The organism is Pseudomonas sp. XS1P51 (assembly GCF_054897845.1).
In genome coordinates, this window is the sequence record NZ_CM142707.1 from 5,305,515 (window position 1) to 5,322,809 (window position 17,295).

The 17,295-nt window shown below is 59.3% G+C and carries 17 protein-coding genes and 1 pseudogene; 5 read left to right on the forward strand and 13 right to left on the reverse strand.

All coding sequences use genetic code 11. From position 1 onward, the window contains the following. Nucleotides 1–3: 3 nt before the first annotated feature. From ACYZUD_RS24590 to exbB, 4 genes are all read right to left on the reverse strand, one after another. Entirely contained in the window at nt 4–933 is a 930-nt protein-coding gene (locus tag ACYZUD_RS24590) for a LysR substrate-binding domain-containing protein (RefSeq protein ID WP_462020547.1), read from the reverse strand. A gap of 266 nt (nt 934–1,199) precedes the next feature. Next, nucleotides 1,200–1,949, reverse strand: coding sequence for a TonB family protein (locus tag ACYZUD_RS24595; protein ID WP_462020548.1), 750 nt, complete (start codon nt 1,947–1,949; stop codon nt 1,200–1,202). Continuing rightward, nucleotides 1,946–2,374, reverse strand: a complete 429-nt coding sequence (gene exbD, locus ACYZUD_RS24600; RefSeq protein ID WP_462020549.1) for a TonB system transport protein ExbD — start codon at nt 2,372–2,374, stop codon at nt 1,946–1,948. The genes ACYZUD_RS24595 and exbD overlap by 4 nt, the downstream gene beginning before the upstream one ends. A gap of 6 nt (nt 2,375–2,380) precedes the next feature. Beyond that, nucleotides 2,381–3,337: a tonB-system energizer ExbB gene (gene exbB / locus ACYZUD_RS24605; protein WP_462020550.1), complete on the reverse strand. Its 957-nt coding sequence runs from the start codon at nt 3,335–3,337 to the stop codon at nt 2,381–2,383. A gap of 189 nt (nt 3,338–3,526) precedes the next feature. Between exbB and ACYZUD_RS24610 the strand changes: the two genes are divergently transcribed. Beyond that, nucleotides 3,527–4,384: an SDR family oxidoreductase gene (locus ACYZUD_RS24610; RefSeq protein WP_462020551.1), complete on the forward strand. Its 858-nt coding sequence runs from the start codon at nt 3,527–3,529 to the stop codon at nt 4,382–4,384. 139 nt (nt 4,385–4,523) lie between these two features. Here the strand turns inward: ACYZUD_RS24610 and ACYZUD_RS24615 are convergent, their stop codons facing one another. The 6 genes from ACYZUD_RS24615 to ACYZUD_RS24640 form a co-directional block, all read right to left on the reverse strand. Beyond that, nucleotides 4,524–5,264: a hypothetical protein gene (locus ACYZUD_RS24615; protein ID WP_462020552.1), complete on the reverse strand. Its 741-nt coding sequence runs from the start codon at nt 5,262–5,264 to the stop codon at nt 4,524–4,526. Between the two features lie 56 nt (nt 5,265–5,320). Then, nucleotides 5,321–5,701: a RidA family protein gene (locus ACYZUD_RS24620; protein WP_015097371.1), complete on the reverse strand. Its 381-nt coding sequence runs from the start codon at nt 5,699–5,701 to the stop codon at nt 5,321–5,323. 24 nt (nt 5,702–5,725) lie between these two features. Further along, nucleotides 5,726–7,831 (reverse strand): bifunctional GTP diphosphokinase/guanosine-3',5'-bis pyrophosphate 3'-pyrophosphohydrolase, encoded by a 2,106-nt coding sequence (spoT, locus tag ACYZUD_RS24625; RefSeq protein WP_084317762.1) that lies wholly within the window; start codon nt 7,829–7,831, stop codon nt 5,726–5,728. Between the two features lie 57 nt (nt 7,832–7,888). Next, on the reverse strand, nt 7,889–8,152 hold the full coding sequence (gene rpoZ, locus ACYZUD_RS24630) for a DNA-directed RNA polymerase subunit omega (RefSeq protein WP_003177259.1): 264 nt from the start codon (nt 8,150–8,152) through the stop codon (nt 7,889–7,891). Nucleotides 8,153–8,319: 167 nt separating this feature from the next. Then, nucleotides 8,320–8,940, reverse strand: coding sequence for a guanylate kinase (gene gmk / locus ACYZUD_RS24635; RefSeq protein WP_462020553.1), 621 nt, complete (start codon nt 8,938–8,940; stop codon nt 8,320–8,322). A gap of 12 nt (nt 8,941–8,952) precedes the next feature. Further along, entirely contained in the window at nt 8,953–9,816 is an 864-nt protein-coding gene (locus tag ACYZUD_RS24640) for a YicC/YloC family endoribonuclease (RefSeq protein ID WP_008150145.1), read from the reverse strand. Nucleotides 9,817–10,083: 267 nt separating this feature from the next. Between ACYZUD_RS24640 and rph the strand changes: the two genes are divergently transcribed. The 3 genes from rph (at nt 10,084) to gltS (ending at nt 12,997) form a co-directional block, all read left to right on the forward strand. Then, nucleotides 10,084–10,806: a ribonuclease PH gene (gene rph, locus ACYZUD_RS24645; protein ID WP_010465211.1), complete on the forward strand. Its 723-nt coding sequence runs from the start codon at nt 10,084–10,086 to the stop codon at nt 10,804–10,806. Nucleotides 10,807–10,835: 29 nt separating this feature from the next. After that, nucleotides 10,836–11,204 (forward strand): DUF4870 domain-containing protein, encoded by a 369-nt coding sequence (locus tag ACYZUD_RS24650; protein ID WP_462020554.1) that lies wholly within the window; start codon nt 10,836–10,838, stop codon nt 11,202–11,204. A 587-nt stretch (nt 11,205–11,791) separates the two neighbouring features. Then, entirely contained in the window at nt 11,792–12,997 is a 1,206-nt protein-coding gene (gene gltS / locus ACYZUD_RS24655; protein WP_462020555.1) for a sodium/glutamate symporter, read from the forward strand. Between the two features lie 115 nt (nt 12,998–13,112). Here gltS and ACYZUD_RS24660 read toward each other — a convergent pair whose 3' ends face one another. Beyond that, the gene (locus ACYZUD_RS24660) at nt 13,113–13,892 is read right to left on the reverse strand and encodes an exodeoxyribonuclease III (protein ID WP_007934608.1); all 780 of its coding nucleotides are present in this window, start codon (nt 13,890–13,892) and stop codon (nt 13,113–13,115) included. An 82-nt stretch (nt 13,893–13,974) separates the two neighbouring features. Between ACYZUD_RS24660 and pyrE the strand changes: the two genes are divergently transcribed. Then, nucleotides 13,975–14,619, forward strand: a complete 645-nt coding sequence (pyrE, locus tag ACYZUD_RS24665; RefSeq protein ID WP_462020556.1) for an orotate phosphoribosyltransferase — start codon at nt 13,975–13,977, stop codon at nt 14,617–14,619. A gap of 176 nt (nt 14,620–14,795) precedes the next feature. On the opposite strand, the gene argB is transcribed toward pyrE, so the two are convergent. Both argB and ACYZUD_RS24675 read right to left on the reverse strand, forming a co-directional pair. Further along, nucleotides 14,796–15,701: an acetylglutamate kinase gene (argB, locus tag ACYZUD_RS24670; RefSeq protein ID WP_462020557.1), complete on the reverse strand. Its 906-nt coding sequence runs from the start codon at nt 15,699–15,701 to the stop codon at nt 14,796–14,798. A gap of 25 nt (nt 15,702–15,726) precedes the next feature. Then, a pseudogene (locus ACYZUD_RS24675) lies at nt 15,727–17,103 on the reverse strand (phosphomannomutase/phosphoglucomutase); the annotation flags it as partial. Between the last annotated feature and the right edge of the window lie 192 nt (nt 17,104–17,295).

Consider the following 17,295-nt stretch of genomic DNA (forward strand, 5'->3'; position numbering starts at 1 on the left):
GGCTTAACCTGCGGCCACTGGCACCGGCGGCTTGGCCACCGAGCACAGGCGAATGGAGTCAGCGAGGATTTCAATCGCCTTCGGCCGCGGGAAGCTCGCGCGCCAGGCGATGGCCACGGTGCGGAACGGTACCGGTGGCGTCAGTGGACGCACTTCGATCACGCCGGGGGCGTAGTGATGGCTGTCGACGGCCGAGAGCGGCAGGATCGAAATGCCGAGCCCGGACGCGACCATGTGGCGAATGGTTTCCAGAGAGCTGGATTCCACCGTGGTGTGCTTGGCGCCGTCGTTGCCTTTGGCCAGGGTCGGGCACGCTTCCAGCACTTGATCGCGGAAGCAGTGGCCTTCGCCGAGCAGCAGCAGGCTCTTGTCGTTGAGCAGGGCGGCGTCGATGGATTCTTTTTGCGTCCACGGGTGCTGGGCCGGCATCAGGACGTAGAACGGCTCGTCGTAGAGCTGCAGGGTCAGCACGTCGGCTTCGTTGAACGGCAGGGCGATGATGATCGCGTCCAGCTCGCCGTTGCGCAGTTTGTCGCGCAGCACGTGAGTGAAGTTTTCTTCGATGTACAACGGCATCTGCGGGGCGACCCGGTGCAGTTGCGGGATCAGGTGCGGGAACAGGTACGGGCCGACGGTGTAGATCGCGCCGACTTTCAGCGGGGCGGTCAGTTGGTTCTTGCCGGCCTGGGCCAGTTCGCGGATGCCTTGGGCCTGCTCCAGGACTTTCTGTGCCTGCGCCACGATGCCCTCGCCGACCGGGGTCAGGCGCACGGCGCTCTTGCTGCGCTCGAAAATCAGCACACCGAGTTCGTCTTCAAGCTTTTTCACGCCCACCGAAAGGGTCGGCTGACTGACGTGGCAACGCTCGGCCGCGTGGCCGAAGTGCTGCTCTTGGGCGAGGGTAACGATGTAGCGTAATTCTGTCAGAGTCATAGCGAGCGTCCATGAAGTTGCGGGCCAAGCATACCGGCTGCAATCGATAGACGCACGTTATCAGACTGAGTGTACTGAGTGACACCGGGCAATGCAGGTTTGCCGCTGGCGGATATGCAAAAGGCACCTTTCGGTGCCTTTTCTGGTTGTTACATGACCCTGTGGGAGCGAGCCTGCTCGCGAAGAGGCCATCACATTCAACCTCTTCGTTGACTGTTACACCGCATTCGCGAGCAGGCTCGCTCCCACATCGGGTCGGCGGTGTCTTAGCGCCGGCGTTTTTCCAGTGAGTAAACAAACGGTGCGACGATTTCGATGGAGCCGTTGTTCAGCATCTCGGCCGGTGGCTTGGGCAGCGGCTGGGCGCGTTTGATCATTTCCAGGGTGGCCCGGTCCAGATCGGCGTTGCCGGAGCGGCCCACCAGTTCGAACGACAACACGTTACCTTCGGCATCCACCACGAAGCGCAGACGGTTCAAACCTTCCTTGTTCCGCGCCTGAGCGCTGGCCGGGTACTTTTTGTACTTGGCCAGGTGAGCGAGCAGGGTGCCTTGCCAACTGGCCTTGGCCGCTTGCTGCGCCGGCGATGGGCCGGGTGCCGGTTGTGCGGATTTTTCCGTCGGTGCCTGGGTCGGTTGGGTGTCGGCCGGTTTTTCCTCGGAAGGTTTTTCCTTCGGCAGATCAGGCTTTTTCTCTACCGGCTTGGGCGGTTGCGGCTTCGGTTTGGGTTTGACCGGCTTGGGCACGGCAATTTCGGCCTTCGGTGCTTCAGCCAGTTTCGGGATCGGCAGTTCTTCCACCGGGGCAGGTGGCTGTGGCGGCGTTATCACCTTCGGCGGTGCCGGCGGTGGCGGGGCCGGAACCGGCGCCAACTCGACCATCATCGCCTGCGGCGGCAGCTCGATGGGTGGGCGCGACGTCCAGTTCAGCGCCAGCGCAATGGCCAGCGCATGGACGCCCAGCACCACGGCCAGGCTCCCGCTGTAACGCGTCAGCTTATGGCGCGTCGTGATCATTTCTTGACTGCCGTCTCGAGTCCGACCAGGCCAACCTTCAGGTAACCGGCGGAGCGCAGGTTATCCATCACGCTCATCAGGTCGCCGTAGTCCACGCCTTTATCGGCCTGGAAGAAGATTGTCGTGTCTTTCTTGCCCTGGGTCCTGGCGTCGAGCGTGGCGCCGAGTGCTTCGGCCTTCACTTCGTCCTCACCGAGGAACAGACGCTGGTCAGCTTTAACGCTGAGGAACACCGGTTTCTCTGGCCGCGGTGCCGGTTTGGCGGTGGAGGCAGGCAGATCGACCTTGATGTCCACGGTGGCCAACGGGGCGGCCACCATGAAGATGATCAACAGCACCAGCATCACGTCGATGAACGGCGTGACGTTGATTTCGTGGTTCTCGGCCAGATCGTCGTCTGCGCCTTCTTTCAAATGCAGGCCCATGGCCGATTACCCCACTTTCACCATGTGCGGTTGCGAGCTGCGCTCAGGCTGGTGGTCGAGGTCGCGGCTGACTAGCAGCAGGACTTCTGCCGATGCGTCGGACACTTGCGCCTTGTAACCGGCGATGGAGCGGGCGAACACGTTGTAGATCACAACCGCCGGAATCGCTGCAACCAGACCCAGCGCAGTCGCCAGCAGGGCTTCGGCGATGCCGGGAGCCACGACGGCGAGGTTGGTGGTCTGGGTTTTGGCGATGCCGATGAAGCTGTTCATGATGCCCCACACGGTACCGAACAGACCGACGAACGGCGCGGTGGAGCCGATGGTGGCGAGCACGCCGGTACCGCTGCTCATGTTGCGACCGCAGGCTGCAACCAGGCGTTCGAGGCGGAAGGCGACGCGTTCCTTGATGCCTTCTTTCTCGCGGCTGTTGGTCGACAGGTGCATTTCTTCCAGTGCGTCGTGCACCAGCAGGTTGGCGAGGGTGCCAGCCTTGGTGGCCGTCGCGCTGGCTTCTTTAAGGGTGGTGGCCTTTTTCAGGTGGACGATTTCATTGCGCAGACGACGCTTGGCGCCCATCAGCTCGAAACCCTTGGCGATCCAGATGGTCCAGGTGATGATCGACGCGATGGCCAGACCGATCATCACGATTTTCACGATGATGTCGGCGTTTTGGTACATGCCCCACGGCGACAGGTCGTGGGCCATGCCCAGGGTGTTGTCGGCTTCGAGGACTTCAGGAACGTCTTCGGCGGTGGTGTCTACGGCCTGGGCCGGGTCGGTCGCGGCCGGAGCTGCGGTAGCAGGGGCGGCGTGAGCTTCAGTGGCGGCCGGGGTGGCAGGCGCTTGTGCGTCAGCGAAAGCGGCGGTTGGCGCCAGCATCAGGCTGAGCAGCAGGGCGGCCACCGCGCTCCAGGCGCGAGGTCGTTTGGTTGGCGAAGCGGGGAATTGATTGCGTGTCATGCTGGCCGGACCTGAGAAAGAAAAACGGTAGATGCTCTTCCAGGCCTCGTAAGGCCGAGAGCAAAAGTGGCGGGCATTATTGCAAGTAATTCTTGTTAACAGAAGTAATAGAGTATCTTTTTTTCCTTGATTGCTAGCCGCTCGTCCCTTGCCGGCGCTAGGCTGTGCCTTTCTGATGGGAGTTTTCTGATGTCCGCGCCTTCTGTTTTGATCGCCGGTTGCGGTGATGTCGGCAGTCGTCTTGCCACGCAATTGCTGGCTTCCGGGTGGGAGGTTCATGGCCTGCGCCGTGATGTTTCACGCTTGCCGGACGGTGTTATTGGTGTATCCGGCGACTTGTTCAGTGAAGACTGTCCGGCGACCTGGCCGGTCGGTGCAGTGGATTACCTGGTGTATTGCGCGGCGGCCACCGATCACGATGAAGCCGGTTACCGCGCCGCTTATGTCCAGGGCTTGCAGCATGTGCTGGGCTGGCTGAACGACTACGGGCAGGTCCCCAATCGACTGCTGTTCGTTTCCAGCAGCAGTGTTTATGGCCAGCAGGGCGGCGAGTGGGTCGATGAAACGTCGCCGACCATCGCTGCCGGCTATTCGGGTCGACTGATGCTGGAGGCAGAGCAAATTGCGCTCCAGAGCGGTATCCCGGCGAGCATCGTGCGCTTGACCGGTATCTACGGCCCGGGCCGCGAATGGCTGCTGACCCAGGTTCGTCGCGGTTATCGCGTGGCAATCGATCCGCCGTTATACGGCAACCGCATTCATGCCGACGATGCGGCGGGGCTGATGGCGTTTTTGCTTGAAGCTGATCGGCGGGGTGTGGTGCTGGATGACGTCTATATCGGTGTCGATGATGCACCTGCACCGCTCGCGGAAGTGGTGGGTTGGTTGCGCGAATATCTGGGCGTGACCGAATGGGCAGAGGATGCGAGTGTGCGGCGCACTGGCAGTAAGCAGTGCAGTAATGCTCGGGCGAAGGCATTGGGCTGGACGCCGAAGTACCCCACCTATCGAGAAGGCTACGCCGCGATTCTCGAAGGCCGCAGCTGACTTCCATACACCCAAAACAACTGTGGGAGCGAGCTTGCTCGCGATGAGGCACTGACATTCAACATCATCGTTGTCTGTCAGGGCCTCATCGCGAGCAGGCCCGCTCCCACATTGGATCTTCGCTACAGCTGAGGTCGGGTTACTGCTTTTCCAGCAACCACTTGCGCTCACCCGGCGTGAACTGAGGCATTTCGTCCGCTTGCGCCGTGTTCACCGCCTGGAGAATTTCCAGCTCTTTGCCCTTGCGCGCAAAGATCCAGGTATTCCCCTGGCCGTTCAACTGCAGCCACATGTTGTCGTTACCGCCGCTCATCGAAGCGCAATCACCGGCCAGACACAGGGCATAGCGATCAGCGCCCGGCAGGCCGGCGACCTGACCATCAGCCTGGAATTGCACGGAATTGCCTTCACCGGGACCGCTGACGACTTTCCAGCTGCCACCCATGTAGGCCGAATATAGCGCGCGTTCGAAGCTGGCGCCCATCGGTGCGCCATCTGGCACGGGAATCTGGGCACGGTCGAAGACCTGTTCCGGTTCGTTGTCGAGGGCAGCCTGTTTCATTTGGCTGCCGTCACGTTTCAGTTCACTGCCGGAGCTGCCATAAAAGTCGACTTTCCAGGCGCCGGACTCTTCGCCCAGCAGCTTGCCTTCGACGTTTTCAAAACCGTTGGTGTAGCGGGCCTGACCGGCCTTGGTGTTGACGTCCCATTCCAGGTTCGGGCCATAGGCCTGGAGCGCTTCACGCAGGGGGGCGCCTTTGGAGGCAGCATCGATCGCCACCTGGTTGATCCAGGTGCCGCTGATGTCACGGTCGGCAGGGTTGCTGGCACATCCGCCCAAGAACAGGGCGACCAGCGAGAGAGCTAGCGCTTGGCGCATGGTGGAATCCTTTCAGAACAGAATCGGCGCAACCTGAAAAGGTTGCGCCGGACACATTACTCGATGACCAGAATGGCATCCATTTCAACCTGCGAACCCTTTGGCAGAGCCGCTACGCCGATGGCGGCGCGGGCAGGGTATGGCTGGTCAAAGTACTTGCCCATGATCTCGTTGACCTTGGCGAAGTGGCTCAGGTCGGTGAGGAAGATGTTCAGTTTGACGATGTCCTTGAACGAACCACCGGCGGCTTCGGCCACGGCTTTGAGGTTCTCGAACACCTGGATGGTCTGGGCTTCGAAGCCTTCAACCAGTTCCATGGTTTTTGGGTCCAGAGGAATTTGACCCGACATGTAAACGGTGTTGCCAGCCTTGATCGCCTGGGAGTAAGTGCCGATGGCGGCCGGGGCCTTGTCGCTGGTGATAACAGTCTTGGTCATGAATGACTCCTTGTAATAGTTGGCTTACGCACGCATGCGGGTGATGCGAATCACCCCGGTCAGGGCGCGCAATTTCTTGATCACGCGGGCCAGGTGCACGCGGTCGTGCACGCTGACCACCAGTTGGACCACGCTGATGCGACCATCGCGTTCGTCCATGCTGATTTTTTCGATATTGCCGTCGGCCGCGTTGACGCTGCTGGCCAGCAGCGCGATGAGACCGCGCTGGTGTTCCAGTTCGACACGCAGCTCGACGTTGAATTCGCCGGTGACATCCTTGGCCCACGAGAGCTGGATGCATTTTTCCGGATTGTGGCGGATTTCGCTGATGTTGCGGCAGTTGTCCAGGTGCACGACCATGCCTTTGCCCGCCGACAGGTGACCGACAATCGGGTCGCCCGGGATCGGCGTGCAGCACTTGGCGTAGCTGAGCACCAGGCCTTCGGTGCCGCGAATCGCCAATGGGCCTTCTGCGCTTGGCAGTTGTTCGCCTTCGCCGAGCAGGCGGCGGGCGACCACGTAAGCCATGCGATTGCCCAGGCCGATGTCTTCGAGCAGGTCTTCGATCAGTTCGAGGCGGTACTCGGTGAGCATCGCCTTGACGCGCTCGGCCGGGACTTTTTCCAGGGAGCTGTCGAAACCGTTGAGGACCTTGTTCAGCAGGCGTTCGCCGAGGCTGATGGACTCGGAGCGGCGTTGCAGTTTCAGCGCGTGGCGGATGTGGGTACGTGCTTTGCCGGTGACGACAAAGTTGAGCCACGCCGGATTCGGCCGTGCGCCGGGAGCGCTGACGATCTCGACCGTGGAGCCGCTTTGCAGCGGTTCGGACAGCGGTGCGAGTCGACGATTGATCCGACAGGCAATGCAGCTGTTGCCCACGTCGGTGTGCACCGCGTAAGCGAAGTCGACCGCCGTGGAGCCTTTGGGCAGCTCCATGATCCGGCCTTTGGGCGTGAACACGTAGACCTCGTCCGGGAACAGGTCGATCTTCACGCTTTCGATGAATTCCAGCGAGTTACCGGCCCGTTGCTGCATTTCCAGCACGCCTTTGACCCACTGGCGGGCGCGGGCGTGAGTGCCTTTGGGCTGCTCGTCGCCGCTGGATTTGTACAGCCAGTGAGCGGCAATGCCGTTGTTGGCCATCTCTTCCATTTCGCGGGTGCGAATCTGGATCTCGATCGGAACACCGTGCATGCCAAACAGCGTGGTGTGCAGCGACTGGTAGCCGTTGGCCTTGGGGATCGCGATGTAATCCTTGAAGCGCCCCGGCAACGGTTTGTACAAATTATGCACAGCACCCAGCACGCGGTAGCAGGTATCGACCTTGTCGACGATGATCCGGAACGCGTAGACGTCCATGATCTCGTTGAAGGCCCGACGCTTGCCGCGCATTTTCTTGTAGATGCCGTAGAGGTGTTTCTGACGACCGCTGACCTCGCCCTGAATGCCGTCGATGGCCAGGCAGTGGCTGAGAGACTCTTCGATCTTGTTGACGATTTCCTTGCGGTTGCCCCGGGCGCGTTTGACCGCCTGGTTGATCCGTGCGGAACGCATCGGGTGCATCGCCTTGAAGCCGAGGTCTTCGAATTCTATGCGGATGGCGTGCATGCCCAGCCGATTGGCGATGGGCGCATAGATTTCCAGGGTTTCCTTGGCGATCCGCCGGCGCTTTTCGCCGGACAGGACTTCCAGCGTGCGCATGTTGTGCAGGCGGTCAGCCAGTTTGACCAGGATCACGCGAATGTCGCGGGCCATGGCCATGGCCATTTTCTGGAAGTTTTCGGCCTGGGCTTCGGCTTTGGTTTCGAAGTTCATCTGGGTCAGTTTGCTGACCCCGTCGACCAGTTCGGCCACGGTTTCGCCGAACTGCGCTTGCAGCGCTTCCTTGGCAATACCGGTGTCTTCGATCACGTCATGCAGCATCGCAGCCATCAAGCTCTGATGGTCCATGTGCATGTCGGCAAGAATATTCGCCACTGCAAGAGGATGCGTGACGTACGCCTCACCGCTGCGGCGGCGTTGGCCGTCGTGGGCTTGTTCGGCGTAGAAGTACGCTCGGCGGACCAGGTTGACCTGGTCCTTGCCGAGGTAGGTCGATAAGCGATCGGCGAGGGCGTCTATGCTCGGCATGATAACTCCTGCCGTTCGCTGTGACCCCGCGCCGTGCTACGTCGACCAGGCATAGGCTTAGACTGCCTCGTTGGACTCGTCCTCGAACGCTGCGAACAGCGGTTCGTCTTCGACGATTTCAGCGTTGGCGATGAACTCGTAGCTCATCAGGCCTTCAGCGATTTCACGCAGGGCTACAACGGTAGGCTTGTCGTTTTCCCACTGAACCAAGGGCTCTTTGCCGCCGGTGGCCAGTTGACGGGCACGCTTGGTAGAGAGCATGACCAGCTCAAAGCGGTTTTCCACGTGTTCTAGGCAGTCTTCAACGGTTACGCGGGCCATGGTATTCCTCGGAGCGAATGCAAAATGCGCGCTGCCCGGTTGGGCGAGCGGACTCAACAGTTTAAAAAATCACCAGCGATTAGGGAAGCGCTGATTTTTTGACCAAGCCCTTCAACGCGCTGCAAGTACCAATGTAAAGCCCTTGCAGCGGTTTTGGGAAGAGCTGTTTAGCCGAGCAATTCAGCCAATAATTTACCGTGACGCTGCTGCTGACGCTTCTGATGCAGCTGATTGGCACGGAAAATCGCCTGCAAATCGCGCAGCGCATGGGCGAAATCGTCGTTGATGATCAGGTAGTCGTAGTCGACGTAATGGCTCATCTCGCTGACGGCTTCACGCATGCGGCCGTCAATGATTTCGTCGCTGTCCTGGCCGCGATTGGTCAGGCGTTGGTGCAAGGCCTCCAGGGACGGCGGCAGAATGAAGATCGAACGGGCCTGGGGCATCAACTTGCGCACTTGCTCTGCACCCTGCCAATCGATTTCCAGAATCAGGTCGTGGCCTTCGTCCAAGGTCTGCTGCAGGTGGCTTTGCGACGTGCCGTAGAGATTGCCGAACACTTCGGCGCGCTCAAGGAAATCCCCATGTTCGATCATCTTCACGAACTCGCCGCGTTCGACGAAGTGATAGTTCACGCCGTTCACTTCACCGGGGCGCATGGCGCGGGTGGTGTGGGAAACCGAGACGCGGATCTCCGGATTCGCGTCGGTCAGGGCCTTGACCAGGCTGCTCTTGCCCGCACCTGAAGGTGCGGAAATGATGTACAGGGTGCCGGTGCTGTGGGTCATGTCGGGTTTGCCTTACTCAATATTCTGCACTTGTTCGCGCATCTGCTCGATCAACACCTTGAGGTTGACCGCCGCCTGGGTGCTGCGCGGGTCGAAGGCTTTGGAGCCCAGTGTGTTGGCTTCGCGGTTGAGTTCCTGCATCAGGAAGTCCAGGCGCCGACCGGCAGCGCCACCGGATTTGAGTACCCGGCGAACTTCGATGATGTGAGTGCTCAGGCGATCCAGTTCTTCGGCGACATCGCTCTTCTGAGCGAGCATGACCATTTCCTGTTCCAGTCGCTGCGGGTCCATCTCGGCTTTCATGTCGGCAAAGCGGTCGAGGACTTTCTGGCGCTGGGTGGCGAGCATCTGCGGGACCAGTTCACGCAGGGTCACCACGTCTTCTTCAATGGACGTCAGGCGATCGTTGATCAGCCGCGCCAGCTCCGCACCTTCGCGCTCGCGGCCGGCCTTGAGTTCTTTGAGGCCTTCGTTGAACAGCGCCAGGGCTTCGGCATTCAAGGCTTGCGGGTCGGTAGCATCGCCCACCAGCACGCCGGGCCAGGCCAGGACTTCCAGCGGGTTCAGCGCCGCCGGATTTTTGATCAGGCCGGCGATGGTCTCGGCGGCGGCGACCAATTGGGCGGCGCGCTCGCGGTCCACTTGCAGGGGTTTGTCGGTGTTTTCTTCGGTGAAGCGCAGGGTGCATTCGAGCTTGCCCCGGGAGATTCCCTGGCGCAGCGCTTCGCGGACCGCGCCTTCGAGGTCGCGAAACGACTCCGGCAGACGCAGGTGGGGTTCCAGGTAGCGGCTGTTGACCGAGCGCAATTCCCAGCTCAGGGTGCCTTGGGCACCGGCTTTTTCAACGCGGGCGAAGGCGGTCATGCTGTGCACCATGGAGGTACCTCGCAATGCAGGTCGACGCTAACCCGAGGTTTCGCGGACCCGCTATCTGTGAATTAAAGCCGACAGGCAGCAAAGGCGCAGGATTGTAGCGCAGTGGGGCGGATGCGCCCAAACACACGGTGTGACAAAGAGCTGCAGGCCGTCGGCTATGCTCTATTACGGGCCTTCAGTCGTCGGGCGGATTTTTTAGAAGTGCCCAGTCGCGGCGCACGGCTCTATAATGCTCCGCAGTTTTCCGTCCCCGTACAGGTATTCCCTATGAAACGTCCAAGTGGTCGCGCTGCCGATCAGCTCCGCTCGATCCGCATTACCCGCAACTACACCAAACACGCCGAGGGATCTGTACTGGTCGAGTTCGGTGATACCAAGGTCATCTGCACCGTCAGCGTCGAAAACGGCGTGCCGCGTTTCCTCAAGGGGCAGGGCCAAGGCTGGTTAACCGCCGAGTACGGCATGCTGCCGCGCGCCACCGGCGAGCGTAACCAGCGTGAGGCGAGCCGCGGCAAGCAAGGCGGCCGCACCCTCGAAATCCAGCGTCTGATCGGTCGTTCCCTGCGTGCTTCGCTGGACATGTCCAAGCTGGGCGACGTCACCCTGTATGTCGACTGCGACGTGATCCAGGCTGACGGCGGCACCCGCACCGCGTCCATCACCGGCGCCATGGTTGCCCTGGTCGATGCCTTGAAAGTGATCAAGAAGCGTGGCGGCCTGAAAGGTGGCGACCCGCTCAAGCAAATGATCGCTGCCGTTTCGGTGGGCATGTATCAGGGCGAGCCTGTGCTCGACCTCGACTACCTGGAAGACTCGGCTGCCGAGACCGACCTGAATGTGGTGATGACCAGCACGGGCGGTTTCATCGAGGTTCAGGGCACGGCCGAAGGCGCACCGTTCCAGCCTGAAGAGCTGAACGCTATGCTTGAGTTGGCGAAGAAAGGCATGACCGAAATCTTCGAACTGCAAAAGGCTGCACTGGCCGACTGATCGGAACCGCTCCAGGCAAGGAGGACGTTATGAGTGACGAGCAACAGCTGCTTCCCACCCCGAGCAAAGAGGTTCGGCAGTGGGCGATGTTTTGTCACCTGTCCGCCTTGCTGGGGATCTGGATTCCGTTTGGTACGCTGATTGGCCCGCTTATTCTCTGGCAGATGAAGCGCGAGATGGACCCGTTTGTCGATGCGCAAGGCAAGGAAGCACTGAACTTCCAGATCACCGTCGCCATTGCCTCCGCCATCTGCTTCCTGCTGATGGTGGTGATCGTCGGGTTCTTCCTGTTGGGTCTGGTCGCGATCGGTGCGCTGGTGCTGACGATCATCGGTGGCGTGAAAGCCAATGAAGGGGTGCCTTACCGGTATCCGTTCACGTGGCGGTTGATCAAATAACGAGCATGCAAAAACCTTGTGGGAGCGAGCCTGCTCGCGATAACTGTCTGACAGTCACTGAGTGGGTGTCTGGCGTAACGTCATCGCGAGCAGGCTCGCTCCCGCACTAAGTAATCAGTGTGCATAAACATGTCGATAGCAATCTGGCTGTGTGCAAAACGCAATTCACCGCAACTTAAAAGCAATACCCGACTTGTAGGATTTTTCCTTTTTTAAGTTAGAAGTTTTCCCAGTCGTTTTATAATGGTCGCCATTTACAACATTCAGGCACCGTCGGTGCAGATCCTGCGTTTTAAAAGTTGAAAGCCAAACAGCCTCAGCCCCGCTCGAAGTTTTCACGTGCGCAAGTATAGTTATTACACTTTTAGTCACAACTGTAGTGCTTCAGCACAGCCTATGTGCTTGGCAATGAGACTTGGTGGTTGATAGAGTTGCCCCAAGTAATATTTATCAAGAAATATTTCGATATATTCAGACCATTGAAGGTCCTTGAATCTAAAACCAATCAGTGTTGAGACAATCAATCTGTTCAAGAGCGTATCCAGGTAAAAAGTTCGCCCCTGAATATATATCCAAGAATAATCCCAATGGTTCAGCTCGATTTTTATGGAACACTTGTTGCCGCCTCTTTAGTACTTTTACTGGGACGCGGGCTTGTCACGCGTGTCGGTTTTTTACGTGCCTACAATATCCCTGAGCCTGTAGCAGGTGGCCTGGTGGTTGCTCTGGTTCTCTTGGCTTTGCGGCTCCTTGATATTGAAGTCCGATTTGATACTTCGCTGCAGACTCCCTTGATGTTGGCGTTTTTTGCCACCATTGGCTTGAGTGCAGACTTTGCCAGCCTGAAGAAAGGCGGGCGCGTCGTGGGGGTTTTTCTGCTGGCGGTCACCGGGCTTCTAGTGGTCCAGAACGCCATGGGCATCGGGCTCGCAAAGGCGTTGGGGCTCGATCCGTTGATGGGCCTGCTGACAGGCTCAATTACCTTGGCGGGCGGGCATGGTACAGGCGCGGCGTGGGGAGCGATGTTCAGTGAGAAGTTCGGGCTCGCTTCCGCCTCTGAGCTTGCAATGGCTTCTGCAACGTTTGGCTTGGTATTGGGCGGCCTGGTGGGTGGTCCGGTCGCTCGCCTGCTCATCAAACGTGTCCAGGCGCCCGGCCTCGAGCAAGAAATGCCACGGCTGCCAAAGGGCTTTGAGCAGCCGAACAAAGAGCGCGCGATCACGCCATTTTCGTTTATCGAGACACTCGCCCTGATCGCAGTCAGCTTGCTGGCAGGCTCTCTCCTGAACGGCCTGCTGCACGAAACCGCATTTGAGTTGCCGACATTCGTATGCGTCTTGTTCGTGGGTGTGGTTTTACGGAACGGACTTTCAGCGCTTGGCCTGTATCAAGTGTTTGAGCGTGAAGTCTCTGTGCTGGGGAATGTCAGCTTGTCGCTGTTTCTGGCGATCGCTCTGATGTCGCTCAAACTGTGGGATCTGGCTGCACTGGCTTTGCCGTTCTTCATTATTCTGGCTGCGCAAACGTTGCTCATGGCGCTGTTTGCGATTTTCGTGACGTTTAGAGTCATGGGCAGTAACTATGATGCGGCAGTACTGGCGGCGGGGCACTGCGGTTTTGGACTGGGTGCCACGCCAACCGCCATCGCTAACATGCAAGCGGTGACACAGCGCTTCGGACCTTCGCAGATGGCGTTCCTGGTGGTGCCAATGGTGGGGGCGTTCTTCATCGACATCATTAACGTCATCGTGATCAAGTTGTACCTTGCGCTACCGTTTTTCGCCGCCGCTTGACGGTCTGATCACGGCTAAAGCCCCATAAAAAAATGCCCATATCTTGCGATACGGGCATTTTTTTCATCCGGCCTTTCACATAGCCTGAGCAATGTCTGCTTCTGCGAAACGACGCTTAGATGGTCAACGTCCAGTCATAGTCCACGATCAGCGGTGCGTGCTGCGAGAACCGTGGCTGACGTGGCAAGCGTGCGCTGCGAACAAAGCGACGCAGGCCCGGGGTCAGCAGCTGATAGTCGAAGCGCCAACCGAGGTTGAGCATCTCTGCCTGTTCGTTGTCCGGCCACCAGCTGTACTGATCGCCTTCACGGCTGACTTCGCGCAGGGCATCGACATAACCCATGTTGCCGACAATCTCGTCCATCCAGGCACGTTCAGGTGCCAGGAAGCCCGGGGATTGCTGGCTGTCGCGCCAGTTCTTGATATCCAGCTTTTGTTGCGCCACGTACAGCGAGCCACAGTAAATGTACTCGCGACGTTTGCGCCGCTGTTTATCCAGATAACGGGCGAAGTCGTCCATTAGCTTGAACTTCTGGTTCAAGTCTTCATCGCCGTTCTGCCCCGAAGGGAGCAGCAAGGTCGCGATGCTGACCTTGTCGAAATCGGCTTGCAGGTAGCGCCCGTAGCGGTCGGCCGTCTCGAACCCGAGACCGCTGATGACTGCCTTCGGTTGCAGCCGCGAATACAAAGCCACGCCACCTTGGGCGGGAACTTCGGCTTCGCAGGCATAAAGGAAGTAGCCATCCAGTTGGAAGGCTGGATCGTCCAGTTCAAAGGCGGAGGCGCGGGTGTCCTGCAGGCAGATGACGTCGGCATTCTGTGCTTGCAGCCAACTGAGCAAACCTCGCTCCACTGCAGCCTGAATACCATTGACGTTCACACTGATGATCCGCATAAATGGCCCCAAAAATCGCGTGCGTGTATGATACACGGCGTCAACCTAATTAGCTAAATCCGTGGTATTTGGGGTTTTTTTCATGCAAGCGTATCAGCGCGATTTCATTCGTTTTGCCATCGATCGCGGCGTTTTGCGCTTCGGCGAGTTCACCCTGAAGTCCGGGCGCACCAGTCCTTACTTCTTCAATGCCGGGCTTTTCAACTCGGGTTCGGCCCTTGCGCAGTTGGGTCGTTTCTACGCGGAGGCCATCGTCGAGAGCGGCATTTCGTTCGACGTTCTGTTCGGCCCGGCCTACAAAGGCATCCCTTTGGCGGCGACCACGGCAGTAGCCCTGGTCGAACACCATGGCCGTGATCTTCCATGGTGCTTCAACCGCAAGGAAGCCAAGGCTCACGGCGAGGGCGGCAGTCTGGTCGGCGCACCGCTGACCGGCGAAGTGTTGATCATCGACGACGTGATCACTGCCGGCACTGCCATCCGTGAAGTGATGCAGATCATCGCTTCCCAGGACGGCGCCAAGGCCGCCGGTGTGCTGATTGCCCTGAATCGTCAGGAGCGTGGCAACGGCGAATTGTCGGCGATCCAGGAAGTGGAGCGTGACTTCGGCATTCCGGTGATCAGCATTGTTTCGCTGAACCAGGTGCTTGAATTCCTGGCGGACGATCCGCAGCTCAAGCAGCACTTGCCGGCGGTTGAGGCCTATCGCGCCCAATTCGGCGTCTGACACACCGACCCTGTAGGAGCGAGCTTGCTCGCGATGGACGTCAGAGCGCCGCGGGTTGTCAGGCACCCCGCGTTATCGTTGACGTTTTTCGCGAGCAAGCTCGCTCCTACAAGGGATCGCAGACAAAAAAAGACCCCGCTCAGCCTGGCTGAGCGGGGTCATTTTGTTTGTGTTGCTTAGGGACGCTTGCGATTGCTGATCAACGTACCCACACCCGTATCGGTGAAGATCTCCAGCAGAATCGCATTCGGCACCCGGCCATCGATGATCAGCGAGCTGCCCACGCCGCCCTGTACCGCTTCCAGTGCGCAACGGATTTTCGGCAGCATGCCGCCGTAGATGGTGCCGTCGGCGATCAGATCGTCGACTTGTTGGGTGGTCAGGCCGGTCAGGACCGTGCCTTGCTTGTCCATCAGGCCGGCAATGTTGGTCAGCAGCATCAGCTTTTCAGCCTTCAGTGCTTCCGCGACTTTACCGGCTACCAAATCGGCGTTGATGTTGTACGACTCACCGTTGGCACCAACGCCAATCGGTGCGATCACCGGGATGAAGTCGCCTTTGACCAGTAGGTTCAGCAGGTCGGTGTTGATGCCGACCACTTCGCCGACGTGGCCGATGTCGATGATTTCCGGTTGAGTCATCTCCGGCGTCTGGCGGGTCACGGTGAGCTTTTTCGCGCGAATCAACTCCGCATCTTTACCGGTCAGGCCGATGGCGCTGCCGCCATGACGGTTGATCAGGTTGACGATGTCCTTGTTGACCTGACCGCCGAGAACCATCTCCACCACGTCCATGGTTTGCGCGTCAGTCACGCGCATGCCATCGATGAAGTGGCTCTCGATCGACAGACGCTTGAGCAGGTCGCCGATTTGCGGGCCGCCGCCGTGAACCACCACCGGGTTGATGCCCACGGCCTTCATCAGCACGATGTCGCGGGCGAAGCCGGTTTTCAGCTCCTCGCTTTCCATCGCGTTGCCGCCGTATTTGATCACCAGCGTCTTGCCGACATAGCGGCGAATGTAAGGCAGCGCTTCGGACAGGACCTTGGCGGTGTTGGCGGCGGCTTCGCGTTCGAGGGTCATTCAGGGCTCCGGGTGCTTCGTTAAATCAAAACGGTAATTGGAGATCAGGTGCAACACGCTTCAACTGGACTTTGAATACGTCCTTGATGCGCTGCAATTCAGCCTCGTCATCGGCCTCGAAGCGCAGCACCAGCACCGGTGTGGTGTTGGACGCGCGAACCAGGCCCCAGCCTTTGGCATAGTCGACTCGCACGCCGTCAATGGTGGTCAGGTCGGCGCCTTCGCCCCACTTCGCGTCGTGCAGTGCATCAATGATGCTGAATTTGCTCTCTTCGGTCACATGGATATTGATTTCCGGCGTAGAAATATCGTTCGGGAAGGTCGCAAACAGTTCCTCCGCGGTGGATTTTTCCTTGCTCAGTATCTCCAGCAGGCGCGCGGCGCTGTAAATGCCGTCGTCGAAACCGAACCAGCGTTCCTTGAAGAAGATGTGCCCGCTCATTTCGCCGGCCAACAGAGCGCCGGTTAGTTTCATTTTCTTTTTGATCAACGAGTGACCGGTCTTCCACATTAGCGGCCGACCGCCATATTCCTTGATCAGCGGGGTCAGGCGGCGGGTACATTTGACATCGAAGATGATCTCCGCATCGGCATTGCGCGCCAGCACGTCACGGGCGAACAGCATCAGCAGGCGGTCCGGGTAAACGATGCTGCCAGTGTTGGTCACCACGCCAACGCGATCGCCGTCGCCGTCGAAGGCCAGGCCGATGTCGGCGTTGGTTTCCTTGACCTTGGCGATCAGGTCTACGAGGTTTTCAGGCTTGCCCGGGTCCGGGTGGTGATTCGGGAAGTTGCCGTCGACGTCGCAGAACAGCGGGATGACTTCGCAGTTCAGCGCTTCGATCAATTGCGGGGCGATCACGCCGGCGGCGCCGTTACCGCAGTCGACCACGACTTTCAGGCGCCGAGCCAGTTTGATGTCCTCGACGATTTCAGTGTTGTAGCGGTCGAGGATCTCGACCTGGGTGATGCTGCCCTTGCCGCTGCTCAGGTTGTTGGTCTTGAGGCGGTCGTGCAAGGCCTGGATCTGTTCGTTGGCCAAGGTATCGCCAGCGATGACGATCTTGAAACCGTTGTAGTTCGACGGGTTGTGGCTGCCGGTCAGCATGACACCGGATTTGCCGGCCAGTACGTTGGCGGCGTAGTACAGCGCTGGCGTTGGCACCAGGCCGACGTCGCTGACGTGGCAACCGGCGTCGGCCAGGCCTTTGATCAGTTGCTCGACCAGTTCCGGACCTGACAGGCGACCGTCACGGCCAACGGATACGTTCGGTTCGTTCTGGGCCAGGCTCTGGGCACCGATGGCGCGACCGAGCCAATAAGCGGTTTCAGCGTTCAAGAATTCCGGGACGGTGCCGCGAATGTCGTAGGCGCGGAAGATGCTGTCGGGGAACTTGGGGGCGACTTGTGCTGGGGTGCTCATCTGTAGGAATGCTCCATCTCGAAAGTGGCTGGACCTGTCCGCGAAGAACTCGTCAACAGGCTCAAACTGAAGGGTATGACGGCGTTTTCCACAGAGAGTTCGTGGTGTGTAAAGGCCATGACCCCGACGTCAGCAAGAGAATAGTCGGTCAATGCCTTGATTTTGGGTGGT

Excerpts from the sequence above, each read along its gene's own strand:
- ACYZUD_RS24590 (WP_462020547.1), bottom strand. The coding sequence starts at position 933 with ATGACTCTGACAGAATTACGCTACATCGTTACCCTCGCCCAAGAGCAG.
- ACYZUD_RS24595 (WP_462020548.1), bottom strand. The coding sequence starts at position 1,949 with ATGATCACGACGCGCCATAAGCTGACGCGTTACAGCGGGAGCCTGGCC.
- exbD (WP_462020549.1), bottom strand. The coding sequence starts at position 2,374 with ATGGGCCTGCATTTGAAAGAAGGCGCAGACGACGATCTGGCCGAGAAC.
- exbB (WP_462020550.1), bottom strand. The coding sequence starts at position 3,337 with ATGACACGCAATCAATTCCCCGCTTCGCCAACCAAACGACCTCGCGCC.
- ACYZUD_RS24610 (WP_462020551.1), top strand. The coding sequence starts at position 3,527 with ATGTCCGCGCCTTCTGTTTTGATCGCCGGTTGCGGTGATGTCGGCAGT.
- ACYZUD_RS24615 (WP_462020552.1), bottom strand. The coding sequence starts at position 5,264 with ATGCGCCAAGCGCTAGCTCTCTCGCTGGTCGCCCTGTTCTTGGGCGGA.
- ACYZUD_RS24620 (WP_015097371.1), bottom strand. The coding sequence starts at position 5,701 with ATGACCAAGACTGTTATCACCAGCGACAAGGCCCCGGCCGCCATCGGC.
- spoT (WP_084317762.1), bottom strand. The coding sequence starts at position 7,831 with ATGCCGAGCATAGACGCCCTCGCCGATCGCTTATCGACCTACCTCGGC.
- rpoZ (WP_003177259.1), bottom strand. The coding sequence starts at position 8,152 with ATGGCCCGCGTAACCGTTGAAGACTGCCTAGAACACGTGGAAAACCGC.
- gmk (WP_462020553.1), bottom strand. The coding sequence starts at position 8,940 with ATGACCCACAGCACCGGCACCCTGTACATCATTTCCGCACCTTCAGGT.
- ACYZUD_RS24640 (WP_008150145.1), bottom strand. The coding sequence starts at position 9,816 with ATGGTGCACAGCATGACCGCCTTCGCCCGCGTTGAAAAAGCCGGTGCC.
- rph (WP_010465211.1), top strand. The coding sequence starts at position 10,084 with ATGAAACGTCCAAGTGGTCGCGCTGCCGATCAGCTCCGCTCGATCCGC.
- ACYZUD_RS24650 (WP_462020554.1), top strand. The coding sequence starts at position 10,836 with ATGAGTGACGAGCAACAGCTGCTTCCCACCCCGAGCAAAGAGGTTCGG.
- gltS (WP_462020555.1), top strand. The coding sequence starts at position 11,792 with ATGGTTCAGCTCGATTTTTATGGAACACTTGTTGCCGCCTCTTTAGTA.
- ACYZUD_RS24660 (WP_007934608.1), bottom strand. The coding sequence starts at position 13,892 with ATGCGGATCATCAGTGTGAACGTCAATGGTATTCAGGCTGCAGTGGAG.
- pyrE (WP_462020556.1), top strand. The coding sequence starts at position 13,975 with ATGCAAGCGTATCAGCGCGATTTCATTCGTTTTGCCATCGATCGCGGC.
- argB (WP_462020557.1), bottom strand. The coding sequence starts at position 15,701 with ATGACCCTCGAACGCGAAGCCGCCGCCAACACCGCCAAGGTCCTGTCC.